Below are 13,285 nucleotides of genomic sequence, written 5' to 3' on the forward strand. Positions count from 1 at the left end.
CGGAACTGGATCGCTTGGGGCCGGTGTTTCTTCTTTCTCATCGCATTGTTCGATGGCGGGCAGATAGATCGTAGCCGTGGTTCCCGCACCCACGGCGCTTTCAAGCAATAGCAGTCCGCTTGATTGCTTCGCCAAGCCGTGAACCATTGACAGGCCAAGCCCCGTGCCTTTGCCGACCTCTTTTGTGGTGAAAAATGGTTCCATCGCACGAGCAAGGGTATCTGCACTCATCCCAGAGCCAGTGTCCTTAACGGCAACGCTGACATAGTGACCGGGCGATAGTCCGGCAATATTCGCATGAGAAGCCGCAGAGATTATGATACTAAGCTTTCCGATGCCGTTCATGGCATCGCGTGCATTTACCGCGAGATTGAGAAGCGCCATCTCAAGTTGATTCCTGTCAACCCGCGCTTTTGGAACGCTCATTGGCGAGATAATTTCTATCTCAATTTGGGGCCCAACCGAACGTAGGAGCAACTCGCGCAGGTTTTGCACCAGCTCCGCAAGATCGACGTCATCAAAGCGCAATTCTTGCTTGCGAGCAAAGGCGAGCATTCTTTGTGTCAAAGCAGCGCCGCGATCAGTGGCAGAGACAGCGTTGTCGATGAAATTCAGCAACTCCGGACGGAGATCGGGCATTCGCCTGCGCAGGAGATTCAGGCTCGACTGAATTGCCATCAGAAGGTTATTGAAATCATGCGCGACGCCGCCCGTCAGTTGCCCAATCATATCGAGCTTTTGGCTTTGGCGCAGTTCAGCTTCGGCAGAGGCCAAAGCTGCATCACGCGCGCGACTTTCTGTGATATCGCGACCAAAGGCGTAGGTCATTTCACCCTTCGATGTCGCCAGCCACGACACAACCCGGTAGCTTCCGTCGCGGTGGCGCATGCGAATTTCGACCTTTTCAACTTCACCCTCTGCACGGTGCCCAACGAGCATTCGGGTGGCTTTTTGAAGATCATCTGCATGCACGTAATGTAAAGCTGGCGCACGGATTAGTTGCTCTATCTGGTAGCCCAATATGCGCAACCACGATGGGCTTAGTACGGTAAAACGCCCCTCGGCGTCGGTTATGGAGAGCAAATCTTGCGACAACTCCCATGCCGTGTCGCGCTGTTGGGTCAGCGCGTCAAAGCGCGCTTGGCGCTCGGAAACCTCGTCATGGATATCGGTGCAAGTGCCGTACCACCTGATGATGTCTCCGGAAGTATTGCGCGCGGGTTTGGCGCGAGCCAGCACCCAGCGATAGACGCCTGATCGATGACGCAGTCTATATTCGATTTCGTACGGTCTGCCAGTCGTAAGGCAATCGAGCCATACGACATATGTTCTTTCCCGATCATCGTCATGCAGCAGATCGCTCCAGCCCTCACCGTCACTCGAGCCATATGGGGTGCCGGTAAATTCGTACCAGCGGTCATTGAAATAATCGTGGTGTCCGTCTGGTCGCGTTGACCAAACCATCTGATCAATGGAATTGGTGATCGCGTGTAGCTTCGCCTCACTTTCACGCAAGTCGGCTTCCCTTTGCCGAATTTCTTCCATTCGCCGACGCGCATCATGCTGGCGTAGCCTAGCTGATAGCGCAGATTTCACGGCTCGCAACAATTCTTCAGAATGAAGGGGGCGCGACAACAAAACCGCATTTCGCAGAACGTCTATCTGATTTCGGGCGGAAGCTGAGCGCACCTCAACTGCACCATCGGCGAGCACGATAAAAGGCACATCAGACCATGATGGCTGCGCCAGAAGAACTTCCTGAACGGCAGCCAACCCTTCGTCGGCCAGCGCTTCTTCCGTAATCAACACCGCGCCGATGTGCTTGCGCAGCAAATCGACGAGCCCTGAGAAGGTAGACACGATCACACAAGAGATGTCATCGCGACCTAGCAAATCTCGCGCGACAATCGCATCGCGTCCGCGCGGAGCGAAGATGGCAACAGTGGTGTCGAGGGCTGCGGCCGATCTCATAGCGGCTGGAAAAGAGGGATGTGTGCCTGTCACTCGCCCACCAAACTTCGAGGCGTACTTTCATCACGATAGAAAGTTGGTGCGCCGGTTAAGATGCCTGAGAAACTGCGAATTGGATCACCCACTTCGATGCCATTTGCGCTGATACCAAACTCGCGGATGGCGCGCTCGTGTGCCAAAGTGCGGGTTTTGATTACCGCGATTGATTTGCGCACTAATCCTTCTACTTCAAAGAACCTAAGCAGAAGCACTGTATCGGCGAGATAGCTGATATCTATGTCGCTATGCAGGTCGCCTATCACTCCGTGCTGGCCCAAAATCAACAGTGCGACCACGCCCTGCTGGCTGAGATAGCTTAGCAATTCGTGCATTTGCAAGATTAGGAAGTTATCGCTGGGCATCGCCTGCAAATAGGCGTTCAGGCTGTCTATGACGATGAAGCTGGCGTTTGATTGCTCAATAACCCAGCGGACGGCATTTGCAAATTCACCCGGCGACATTTCTGCAGGATCAATCTGACGTAAAACGAGCTGGCCACTGTCAATGTAGGGCTGAAGATCCATGTTTAGCATTTTGGAACGCGTCAACAAAGTCGCAAGCCTCTCATCAAAAAGAAAGTAGGCTGCCACCTCCCCACGCTGCATTGCTGTCATCATGCACCGGATGGCCGTGGTTGTCTTGCCGACACCTGCCGGGCCCATCAAAAGCGCGTTGGTGCCGGATATCAAACCCCCACCGAGCAAATCGTCCAACTTCGGCAGACCGGTGGTCACTGTTTGTGGCGTAAAATCCCGCTTGTGTTCGGCCGCAATCAGCCTTGGAAAAACGCTGATACCGCCGTGATCAATGGTGAAATCGTGATAGCCGCCACTGTATTTTGTGCCGCGCATTTTGACGACGCGCAGACGGCGGCGCTCGGAGCCAAAGTCATTTGCGGCTTGCTCCAGCGAAATTACGCCGTGCGCAATCGAGTGAAGTTGCAGATCGTTTGGATCGGCAGTGCGGTCATCCAGCACCAGAACAGTGCATTGGCATTTAGCAAAAAAATGCTTGAGTGCAAGGATTTGACGCCGATAGCGTAGTGGGTTTTGCGCAAGCAACCGAAGTTCTGACAAGCTGTCGAGCACCACACGCTTAGGGCTTAGGGCTTCGACGTGTTTGATAACATTGCGGACGGTTTCACCCAACTCAATTTCGCTGGAGTGCAGTAAAGTTTGTTCAAATTCCGGGGCAAACTCACCTTCAGTCAACAGTTCATAAATGTTTAGCCCATCGAGGTTCAGGCCGTGAGAAGCTGTGACTGCACGCAATTCATCTTCGGTTTCTGACAATGTTATGTAAAGCCCGCTTTCGCCAACGTCACGCCCGGCCATAAGAAACTTTAACGCCAGAGTGGTTTTTCCAGAGCCTGGGGTGCCCTCGACCAAGTAGAGACGGTGAGGGGCTAAGCCTCCTCTCAATACATGATCAAGGCCCGGTGTCCCCGTTTGAATTCGGCTTTGTGACATTGGGTATCCTTCTAGCCTTGCTCCATCAGAGCTAAACCGTGTTACCAAACGGCCCAATGCGCCAAATGGTTCCCGTAAAATCCCGCCGGACGGGGGTAAAAAAGACCCCCGCTTTTCTACGGTTTGCAAGCAGGTTGCTTAACTTCGGATGCGCTTACCCAATGGGAGTCATCACAAACTGAATACCATCTGCATGCACTGAAAGGTGATACCACAGTGGTTTGGGTGCGAAAATTGAAGCAGACGAAATGCACGGGGGCGAAATTGGCTTCGCCCCCGTTAGTTGGTTAGTGCCGCGTTTCTCAGACGGCGACGTTTTCAGCGACTTCTAGATCGTCATCGTATTCGGACGCAGCAGCGTTGATGCTGCCTTCGGCCATACCGGTCAACTTGGACTCGGCGGAGGTCTCCTGATCAAGCGTCGACTGAAGTTTTTGATGCACCTCATCAAGGCCAAGAGCATCGGCAAAACCGATCATCGAGGTATAGCGCGCAATTTCGTAGAATTCGACTGCACGCGCGCAGAAGATAATTGCGGCGTCGCCCGCCATGCTGCCACCAAAATCTTCTAAAATGGAGTCTGCTTCAGTAAGAATGCCGTCGATCGCGTCACATTTTTCTGCCTTGGGGCGCAGTCCCATCGACTCAAAAACTGCTTCCAGCGTTTCAATATGGCCTTGGGTTTCTTCGCGGTGGGCCGTCAGTGCGTCAACCAGCGCTGCATCCTCGGCTGCTTTGATCATCTTGGGCAGCGAGCGGAATATCTTGCGCTCTGCATAATACATGTCTTTCAATCCATGCTCGAGCAAATCAACCAGACCTTTTTGATCTTGCTGCGTGTCTTTCGCGGATTTGGTTTGTTTTGTTGCAGTGCGGGCGGCTACCGACTTCGCACGGCGTTGACGCGATTCTGCAGTTGGCTTGGTGCGGTCGCCATTTTTAGGCTGAGTACCACGCGTAGTTTTTGCTTCTGGTTTCGGTTCTGCTTTCGTATTAGCCATTTTAGCACCTTACTGACTGAGAGATCATAATTAAGTGTGGCGACGCAATGCGCACGTTTCCAAACGCGGACTTGCTCAACACGTTCCCCATCCGTTTTGCTCACGTTACGTCAATTCGATACCGGCAATCGATGATCCTGCCTCAAACAAGATTAAGGATGTGGCGCACTTGAAGTCTGGCCTCGACGTGCTAACTACCATCCATACAGATGGTCTGCGGATGGAAGTATGACGCGAGCCCCGATTGCAGTCTCAAAGCCGAAATCTTCGGAAAGTGAAAAGTTGACGATAAACTTAGGTTTTGTCGACCTTGGACAAGTTGAACTTCTTGTCCAGGCTGGCTTTTATTCTAACCGCAGCGACTTTATCCGCACGGCGATCCGCAACCAGTTGGAGCGTCATGCCGAAACAGTGAAGCAGGTTGTCAGCCAAAGAAGCGTTGATCTTGGTCTGCGCCATATCTCAGTACGGGATCTGGAGGCGGCGAAGGCGGCGGGACAGATGCTGGATATCCGTGTGCTGGGACTTGCTGTCATCGCGGCAGATGTGCCGGCAGAACTGGCGCGAGAAGCCATCTCTACACTAACCATCCTAGGCGCATTACAGGCGAGCGATGCGGTCAAAGCGGCCTTGGCCGACCGAATATTCTGATATGCAACACGAAAGAAATCCATGAACAAGCGCATCACCACAGGCATGGCAAAAGTTACTGATCTGACCAGAGCTGGTCGGCTTAGCGAAGCTGCGGCATTGATCCAATCACTATTGCAGGGCAGGGCGGAGCCTAACCCACAGGACAGCACTGCTAACGAAGCTGCGATTGACGGTGAATTTACCCGGTTGGATAATGGCGCACCTGACGAAACGGCCGAAGCGCAGCCGCGACGCAACGAAAAGCGGGCGGGGGGCCTTGCCGAAACTTTGCAGCGAATGGCGGCAGGCCGGGTATCAAGCAGGGCCACCCAGCCAGTACCCGTGGTCGATGTGCCGGACGGCGCGAAGTTTTTGTCATTAAGCCACGCCTCGGCGCAGGGCCGATGTGACTATCGGCTTTATGTTCCCAGCAAATCTACAACATCGCCGCGGCCTGTGGTGGTTATGCTGCACGGTTGTACGCAATCCCCCGAAGACTTCGCCGCCGGAACAGGCATGAATGCCTTGGCGGAAGAATTTGGTTGCTTGGTGGTGTATCCTGCGCAGCCAACACGGGCAAACGTTCAAAAATGCTGGAATTGGTTTAGGCCCGAAGATCAGTTGCGGGCGAACGGAGAGCCTGCCCTCATCGCAGGAGTCACGCGAGACGTTCTAAGTGCCTCTGATGGCGATCCGGCGCAGGTCTACATCGCTGGCTTGTCGGCAGGTGCGGCAATGGCACTGCTTGTCGCTGAGGCTTACCCTGAGATATTTCACGCTGTCGGGGTGCATTCTGGCCTTCCGATAGGGGCCGCCCGCGACATTCCTTCTGCGTTTTCGGCCATGCGATCAGGATCAAAGGGCATGGTGCGAAAGAACCCTGTGCCGACGATCATTTTTCAGGGGTCCGCTGATGCGACTGTACATCCGAGCAATGGGCCTGCGATCCAAAGCCAAGCAGTCGCGACATTTGCCGGGCTGACGCCAGCCACCAAAGCCGGCAAAAGCAGTGGCGGACGGGCATTCAAGCGGACCGATCACAAGCGCGATGATGGACGCAGTATGGTAGAATATTGGCAGGTTGACGGGGTTGGCCATGCGTGGGCCGGAGGACAGGCAATTGGCACGTATACTGATCCGAGTGGGCCAAATGCTTCGCGTGAAATGTTGCGGTTTTTTATGCAGTAGAAGCCCCGATCGCCGCCCCAGGTACGAACCTAAAACGCCCTGTCTCTGAGGAGACAGGGTGAGCGCCTAGAATGTCGGCTTAGGGATTTGTCGGCGGCTGCGTTGTCGCGTTGCCGTTCGAGCCTTCGACGCCATCATTCGGCGCAGCATCAGTGGCTGGCGACGGAATGGTGGGTGCGCTTTGGTTCGTTTGCGGAGTGGCCTCTGGGGTACCTGGTGCTGTGGGGGACACGCTTGTTGAAGGTTGCGGCGCAGTCTCGACATCCGCTGGAATGTCGGTATCTTCGCCTTGCTGCTCGTCCGCGTTCGACGCCTCATGGAGCAGCCAGACGCCAATCGCCCCTACTCCGATCGCAACTGCCAGAGCCATACCGATTAATGGCCCCCGGTGTTGCCGAGCTTGTTTTTCCGGATTTGTATTGGGAGCGGACATTGTCGTCCTCCTATAAAAGTGGCATTCCGCCGGTGACTGCAATTGTCGCGCCCGAGATATAGCTAGACATCGGTTCAGCCAACATCACGTAAGCCGACGCCAATTCTACAGGCTGGGCAGGTCGCTTCATCGGATAATCCTCCCCGAAATGTGCAACTTTTTCCGGCGGCATGGTGGAAGGAATTAGCGGAGTCCAGACTGGACCTGGAGCCACGCAGTTTACGCGAATTCCCTTCTCGGCAAGCATTTGCGAGAGGCCAGCGCTGAAGTTTTGGATTGCGCCTTTTGTCGTGGCGTAAGCGAGCAGACTAGGGTTGGGCTTATCTGAATTGATCGATGCGGTATTAATGATCGCGCTACCGGGCTTCATATGGGGAACCGCAGCTTTGACCAAGTAAAACATCGCGTCGATATTGACCGCGAATGTCGTGCGCCATTCTGCGTCTGAGATATCTTCAAGATTCTCGAAGGTCATTTGGTGAGCTGCGTTATTTACCAAAATATCGAGGCCACCCATCGAGTCAACGGTGCGAGCGATGATGTCGCGACAAAACTCAGGGTCGGCAAGATCGCCCTCTAACTTTACGCAACGGCGTCCTGATTCAGTGACCAGTCTGGCCGTATCTGACGCGTCTTCTGACTCGCTGAGATACGCCAGCGCAACATCTGCACCTTCCCGGGCGTAAGCAATGGCGACCGCACGACCGATGCCGCTGTCGCCTCCCGTTATCAACGCAATCTTGCCTTGCAGTCTGCCCGAACCAGTCCAACTTTGCTCACCATGATCGGGGCGAGGGTCCATTAAATCTAGGCTGCCTGGCACTTTTTGGCTCTGTTCCGGGAAAGGCGGCTTCGGATATTCAGGAATCATAGTTTGCCCTCGGTTTTGTCAGGCTGGCCTAGCCCGCCCGGTTGCTTGGTGCTGCTATCTTGGCGCTGATTGTCGTCCTCACGGAACTCTCCTGCGGGGTCGATCTGTTGCGCGCGCTGGTCTATGATGGTCTTTTGTGGTCGCCGGAGTTGCTCGTTAGAGCTTTTCTCAGAAGTGGACATTACAAAATCTCCTCGTGTAGATAATCAACGTGCGGGGCACTGGGATGTTCCCAAGAGGGCGCAAATTTCCTGCGAGTAGGCTGGAACGCGGGTCGTGCGCGCGAATGACGCTGGCGGGCGATCTTGCCGGGCCTTGAAGCCGGGTAGGGGGCGGCCTAGTGTCTGCGCAAGCAACGGAGGGGCATTAATGGCCACGAAACGCAGCATTTTTGAAGAGGTTGGCGCGGCAGGAGCGGCAGTTTCGGTGCCAAAGGGCGGGCTGATTGATGGTCGTGGCAAGGGCGCGCGACGTGGAATACGTGCATGGCTTTTGGCGATTTTTGCTTTGGTCGTTATGATGATCGTGGTGGGTGGTCTTACGCGCCTGACCGACTCGGGACTGTCGATAACGGAATGGAAGCCGGTGACCGGGGCGATCCCGCCTTTGAACGCTGCCGACTGGGCCAGCGAGTTCGCAAAATATCAAGCCAGCCCGGAGTTTAAGTTGCAGAATACTGCGATGACGATGGATCAGTTCAAGTCAATTTTTTGGTGGGAATGGGGACATCGGCAACTTGGCCGGGTGATTGGTTTGGTTTGGGCGGTTGGGTTCTTTGGGTTTTTGCTGGCCAAGAAAATCCCTGTTGGATGGACTGGGCGTTTGTTGGCAGTCGGCGCGTTGGGCGGTTTACAGGGCGCGATTGGCTGGTGGATGGTCTCGTCTGGATTGACCGGAGCGATGGTCGACGTCGCTTCTTATCGGCTGGCGACCCACTTGGGGCTCGCTTTCATCATTCTTGGGCTGATCACTTGGTATGCACTGCTGCTGGGTAGATCCGAAACCGATCTTTTGGTGGCGCGGCGTGGCGGTGAACGAAAGTTGATGGTGAAAGCTTCCGGCCTGATGCATGTGGCGTTCGCCCAGATTTTGCTTGGCGCACTGGTCGCGGGGATCGATGCGGGGCGGGCGTTTCCAACTTGGCCGGATATGAACGGGCAGTTTTTTCCGGCGGATGCGTTTTACGTGCCGGATGGCTCCGGGGGCGTTCTGCCTGTCTGGCACGCGTTCTTTGAGAACCCCGGTCTGGTGCAGTTTAGCCACCGGGTGTGGGGATATTTGCTGTTCGCTTATGGCATCTTGGTCTGGATGCGGGGTCGACACTCGGCATATGGCGCGACGCGGCGGGCGTTTCATGCGGTTATGCTGATGTTGCTGGCGCAGGTGGCGTTGGGCATTTTCACCGCGTTGACGGCGGCGCAGGCGCATGTCGCGATCACGCATCAAATCGGTGCCGTGGTTTTGTGGGTGTTGATCATACGGGCGCGGCATTTGTCGATGTATCCGGTGGCCGGCACCATCCGAGGGGGAAATCTATGACCAATAACACCGCTTACAGCGATCTGATGGCCTACCAGCGCGACACCGAAGCCTTGGGCAAAATTGCTGAGCGTTTGGGCTGGGATCAAGAAACCATGATGCCGAGCGGAGCGGCAGATCAGCGCGGCACCGAAATGGCAGCGATGGAGGGCATTATGCACGCTCGCCGCTGCAGTCCGCAGATTGGCGAGTGGTTGGCGCAGGCCGACGCCACGGATGCGGTCGCCAAGGCGCAGCTTTATCAGATTGATCGCAGTTATAAGCGCGCTGTGAAAGTGCCCGCCGATCTGGCGCAAGAGTTGGCGCGGGTAACCTCGGTGTCGCAGGGCATCTGGGCGCGGGCTCGGGCGGCGGAAAAGGTGGCGGACTTTCTGCCGACGTTACAGCAGGTGATCGACCTGCGGCGGCAGGAGGCGGCTGCTTTGGCGGACGGCGGCGATCTCTATGACGCCTTGATTGATGATTATGAACCCGAGGCGACGGCAGCAAGCTTGGGCGGGATGTTTGATCGAATGCGACCGCGATTGGTGGCTTTGCGTGAGAAAATCTTAGGTGCCATGGCTCCGGTCGGACTTAGGGGCAACTTCCCACAGGCTGATCAGCTACGGCTGGCACGCGACGTGGCAACGGCGTTTGGCTATGACTGGAGCCGGGGGCGAACTGATTTGGCGGTGCATCCGTTTAGCTCGGGTGGCGGCGATGACAGTCGGATCACCACGCGGGTGGTGGAAAGCGATCCATTTAACTGTCTGTATTCGACAATCCACGAAGTTGGCCATTCGAGCTATGAGCTTGCGATTGACCGGGATTTCGGCATGACTCCGCTGGGGCATGGCGTGTCTATGGGCGTGCATGAAAGCCAGAGCCGGATTTATGAGAACCAGATCGGGCGCGGGCGGGCTTTCACCGGTTGGATCTATAGTCAAATGTTGGAGCGGTTCGGGCCATTGAATGTCAGCGGGCCTGAGGCATTTTATAAAGCTGTAAACCGAGTCCACGCGGGGTTCATTCGGACCGAAGCGGATGAGGTCCACTACAACCTGCACATAATGATGCGGTTTGATCTGGAACGCGCCTTGGTGCGCGGCGATCTTGCCGTAGGTGATATGGAGGCGGCTTGGAATGATCGGCTCCTAGCAGACTTCGGGCAAGTGGTGGATAAGCCAAGCAATGGTGTATTGCAGGATGTGCATTGGTCGGTAGGGCTGTTTGGCTATTTCCCGACGTACAGCTTGGGCAACGTCTATGCTGGCTGTTTGAATAAGGCGATGCGGGCAGCTCTGCCGAATATGGATGCGCAGTTGGCTATGGGCGATACTTCCGGTGTGGTGGGGTGGTTGCGCGAAAACGTGCAACAGTACGGTGGTTTGCGCAATCCGCGAGATACCATCGCGCATGCCTGCGGATTTGAGCCGAACGAAGGGCCATTGCTCGACTATCTTGAGGCCAAATTCCGGGATTTATACCAGTTGTGAACTGGTTCTCCGGCCAAGCTGCGGCTGTCTGGTTGTTGGCGGCTGGACAGACTTTAACTTACGCTGGCGTCTATTATGCGTTTCCTGCGCTGCTACCGGATTTACAGGCGGGCACTGGCTGGTCGGTGGCCGAGTTGGCGTTCGGTCCAACGCTGGGATTTTTAGTCATGGCAGCCCTGACTCCCTTCAGCGGGCGCTGGGTGGATCGCGGTTGGGGCGGTGAGATGCTGACCTATGCGCCGATCTTGGCGGCAGTGGGTGTCGCCGGGTTAGGACTGGCGGCCACTCCTCTGATCTGTTGGGCGATTTGGGCGGTTATCGGATTGGCGCAAGCCTGCTGCCTTTACGAGTCTTGCTTTGCGTTTCTGACCCGGCGTTTGGGCGGCGATGCCAGAGGCGCGATTACTAAAGTTACGCTGGTTGCAGGGTTTTCTGGCAGTTTAGCGTTTCCATTGGGCGACTTTTTGGGCCGGGTATTGGGCGGGCAGGGTGCGCTGACTGCTTTTGCCGGGTTGATGCTATTGGCAATTCCGATCAATGCCTTTGCGGTGCGCAGTTTGCGGCGGATGGAGCGTGCGGGCAGTATTGAGGTTGCTGTCGCGCCTGGCGCATTGCGCCAGGCGATGCGGCGTCCGGCGTTTTGGGCGATTGCTGCGGTTTTCGGCATGATCTGGTTGAACCACGGAATATTGCTCACCTACGTGCTTATGCTGTTCGCGGATCGCGGTGCCGGACCGGACATGTCAGTGTTCGCTGCATCTTTCATCGGGCCTGCGCAAGTTTTGGGACGGATGGCCTTGCTGTTGCAGGGTGCGCGGATCGGCAATGCGCGCGCGACTATGTGGTCGCTTGTCAGCGTGGCTATGGCGGGTGTCGCGCTGTGGCTTGCCGGGGCGGCTCCCGTTTTGATCTTTTTGTTTGCGGCGTTGCAGGGGGCTGGGGCGGGGCTTTTGGCGATCCTGCGCCCGATGCTGATTGCGGATATTTTGGGGAGGCGGGGCTTTGGCACGATCTCGGGGGCAGTGGCCGTGGCACCGATTTTAGCCTCTGCCGCAGCGCCGTCTGTTGGGGCAGGGTTGCTTCACATTGGCGGGCCAAGTTTGATCTATGGTTTTTGTCTGGTGTTGGCATTTGCGGGGCTGGCAATTGGTTTGGGGTTGTTACGGCGACGGTAAATGTGCGCGATTACCGCCAGTTTGGATTGCGTTTTTCAAGGAACGCAGCGATCCCCTCACTTGTATCGGGCAGTAGAATGTTCTCGACCATAGTTGCGGACGCGAGCGCGTAAGCCTCGGGAGCATCGAAGCTGGCGGTATCTCGGAAAACTGACTTGCCTAGCTGAAGGGCGGCAGGGAGTTTGGTCGCGAGGGTTTCGGCAAGAGCTTGGGTTTCAGCTTCAAGGCTTTCGGGCGAAGTGAGGCGGTTTACCAAGCCGACCTCATATGCTCGGGCGGCGTCGATGAAAGCTCCGGTTGTGAGCATCTCGAAAGCTATGGCGGGCGGTACTTTGCGCCTAAGCGCGACCATGGGTGTTGAGCAAAACAGGCCGATGTTGATGCCATTGACGCCGAAACGGCTGCCCGCGGCCGCAGTGACCAGATCGCAGGTGGCGGCGAGTTGGCAGCCTGCGGCGGTGGCTATACCGTGAACTTGAGCGATGGTTGGCTGAGGCAAGTTCTGCAGCGCATTCATAACTTCGGCGCACTGGGCGAACAGGGACTGGAAGGCGCTTCGGCCTCGGTCGGGTTTTTGCCGGGCAGCTTGCATTTCGCGAAGGTCATGGCCCGCGCAGAAGGCTTTTCCCGCGCCTTTGATGATAACGACCCGGATGGTTTGGTCAATGTGCAGGCGGGCAATCTCAGTGTGAAGTGCGTTTAGCATCGCGATGGAAAGCGCATTGAAGCTGACAGGCGCGTTGAGAGTGAGCGTTGCGATGCCGTTTGAGTCTTGGCGCAGCAAAATGTCGTTGTTCATTGCATCCCCCATCCAGTTTGACAAAGTCTAGGCCGGGACAGCCTATGGGGAAAGCATGATCGTGATGACAGCAGCGGAGTTGCAGGCGTTTCTGACTCGCGAGTTTACGCAGGTGGCAGATGATTTCGCGGTGGAAAGAGCGGATCAAGCGGGGGTCTGCTTGCGTTTACGCGTGCAAGATAAGCACTTGCGGCCCGGTGGCACAGTATCGGGTCCGACAATTTTTGCTCTGGCTGACGTCGCGATGTATTTGGCGATCTTGGCAAGGATTGGCCCCGCAGCACTGGCGGTGACAACGAACTGCAGCTTGGATTTCATGCGCAAGCCAGCGGCGGGCGTCGATATGCTCGCCGAGGCGCGGGTGCTAAAGCTGGGGCGCAGCTTGGCAGTGGGCGACGTGCTGTTATTTTCGCAAGGCTTGAATGAGCCCGTTGCACGGGCAAACCTGACTTATTCGATTCCCCCAGCCAGATAGTTCATGCAAAAGGCGCGCAAATTCATGCGCGCCTTGAAATCAGTTTTAGCGTCGATTAAGCTTGGGCCTTGGCTTTGGTAAATCGGCCTTCGATTTGGGCCCCGCTTTCGATGATAAGCGTCGTGTAGCTGATGTCCGCAGCAACCTGAGCGGCTGCACGCAGGGTAAATGTCTGGCTATCAACGCGACCGTCCAGCTTGCCTTTGACTTCAACCGT

General features: G+C 56.1%; 14 protein-coding genes. 6 read left to right on the forward strand and 8 right to left on the reverse strand.

Annotated features, from left to right (window positions below; genetic code table 11):
- The 3 genes from JWS10_RS03300 to JWS10_RS03310 all read right to left on the reverse strand — a co-directional run.
- Positions 1-1,971 (reverse strand): hybrid sensor histidine kinase/response regulator (locus tag JWS10_RS03300; protein WP_299504735.1); only part of this gene is annotated, 1,971 nt, incomplete at its 3' end.
- Positions 1,972-2,000: 29 nt separating this feature from the next.
- Positions 2,001-3,479 carry an ATPase domain-containing protein gene (locus JWS10_RS03305; protein WP_299504738.1) on the reverse strand — a complete coding sequence of 493 codons (1,479 nt, stop codon included), beginning with the start codon at positions 3,477-3,479 and terminating at the stop codon, positions 2,001-2,003.
- 302 nt (positions 3,480-3,781) lie between these two features.
- Positions 3,782-4,480 carry a ferritin-like domain-containing protein gene (locus tag JWS10_RS03310; protein WP_299504741.1) on the reverse strand — a complete coding sequence of 233 codons (699 nt, stop codon included), beginning with the start codon at positions 4,478-4,480 and terminating at the stop codon, positions 3,782-3,784.
- 228 nt (positions 4,481-4,708) lie between these two features.
- Here JWS10_RS03310 and JWS10_RS03315 point away from each other — a divergent pair, with 228 nt between their 5' ends.
- Both JWS10_RS03315 and JWS10_RS03320 read left to right on the forward strand, forming a co-directional pair.
- Positions 4,709-5,131, forward strand: coding sequence for a CopG family transcriptional regulator (locus JWS10_RS03315; RefSeq protein WP_299504744.1), 423 nt, complete (start codon positions 4,709-4,711; stop codon positions 5,129-5,131).
- A gap of 21 nt (positions 5,132-5,152) precedes the next feature.
- Positions 5,153-6,301: a PHB depolymerase family esterase gene (locus tag JWS10_RS03320; protein ID WP_299504747.1), complete on the forward strand. Its 1,149-nt coding sequence runs from the start codon at positions 5,153-5,155 to the stop codon at positions 6,299-6,301.
- Between the two features lie 79 nt (positions 6,302-6,380).
- On the opposite strand, the gene JWS10_RS03325 is transcribed toward JWS10_RS03320, so the two are convergent.
- From JWS10_RS03325 to JWS10_RS03335, 3 genes are read right to left on the reverse strand one after another with little or no spacing between them, the layout of a single operon-like run.
- Positions 6,381-6,734, reverse strand: a complete 354-nt coding sequence (locus tag JWS10_RS03325) for a hypothetical protein (RefSeq protein ID WP_299504750.1) — start codon at positions 6,732-6,734, stop codon at positions 6,381-6,383.
- A 10-nt stretch (positions 6,735-6,744) separates the two neighbouring features.
- A complete protein-coding gene (locus JWS10_RS03330) occupies positions 6,745-7,602 on the reverse strand; it encodes an SDR family oxidoreductase (RefSeq protein ID WP_299504765.1) in 858 nt (285 codons plus the stop codon).
- Positions 7,602-7,787 (reverse strand): hypothetical protein, encoded by a 186-nt coding sequence (locus JWS10_RS03335; RefSeq protein WP_299504752.1) that lies wholly within the window; start codon positions 7,785-7,787, stop codon positions 7,602-7,604. Before JWS10_RS03335 ends, JWS10_RS03330 begins: the two co-directional genes overlap by 1 nt.
- Positions 7,788-7,974: 187 nt before the next feature.
- On the opposite strand from JWS10_RS03335, the gene ctaA reads away from it, so the two are divergent.
- Genes ctaA through JWS10_RS03350 form a run of 3 tightly spaced genes read left to right on the forward strand, consistent with a single transcriptional unit; the run spans position 7,975 to position 11,794 of the window.
- On the forward strand, positions 7,975-9,144 hold the full coding sequence (ctaA, locus tag JWS10_RS03340) for a heme A synthase (RefSeq protein ID WP_299504754.1): 1,170 nt from the start codon (positions 7,975-7,977) through the stop codon (positions 9,142-9,144).
- Positions 9,141-10,619, forward strand: a complete 1,479-nt coding sequence (locus JWS10_RS03345; protein WP_299504756.1) for a carboxypeptidase M32 — start codon at positions 9,141-9,143, stop codon at positions 10,617-10,619. Before ctaA ends, JWS10_RS03345 begins: the two co-directional genes overlap by 4 nt.
- Complete coding sequence (locus JWS10_RS03350; protein ID WP_299504758.1) at positions 10,616-11,794, forward strand: MFS transporter; 1,179 nt, start codon at positions 10,616-10,618, stop codon at positions 11,792-11,794. The genes JWS10_RS03345 and JWS10_RS03350 overlap by 4 nt, the downstream gene beginning before the upstream one ends.
- A 10-nt stretch (positions 11,795-11,804) precedes the next feature.
- Here JWS10_RS03350 and JWS10_RS03355 read toward each other — a convergent pair whose 3' ends face one another.
- Positions 11,805-12,593, reverse strand: a complete 789-nt coding sequence (locus JWS10_RS03355; RefSeq protein WP_299504760.1) for an enoyl-CoA hydratase — start codon at positions 12,591-12,593, stop codon at positions 11,805-11,807.
- Positions 12,594-12,648: 55 nt separating this feature from the next.
- Here JWS10_RS03355 and JWS10_RS03360 point away from each other — a divergent pair, with 55 nt between their 5' ends.
- Positions 12,649-13,068 carry a PaaI family thioesterase gene (locus JWS10_RS03360; protein ID WP_299504763.1) on the forward strand — a complete coding sequence of 140 codons (420 nt, stop codon included), beginning with the start codon at positions 12,649-12,651 and terminating at the stop codon, positions 13,066-13,068.
- A gap of 55 nt (positions 13,069-13,123) precedes the next feature.
- Here JWS10_RS03360 and JWS10_RS03365 read toward each other — a convergent pair.
- Positions 13,124-13,285, reverse strand: a 162-nt coding sequence (locus JWS10_RS03365; protein ID WP_299504767.1) for a polymer-forming cytoskeletal protein, incomplete at its 5' end; no start/stop codon positions are given.

Origin of the sequence: Cypionkella sp., from assembly GCF_028290025.1 — a bacterium.
In the GTDB taxonomy this organism is placed as follows: Bacteria; Pseudomonadota; Alphaproteobacteria; order Rhodobacterales; family Rhodobacteraceae; genus Cypionkella.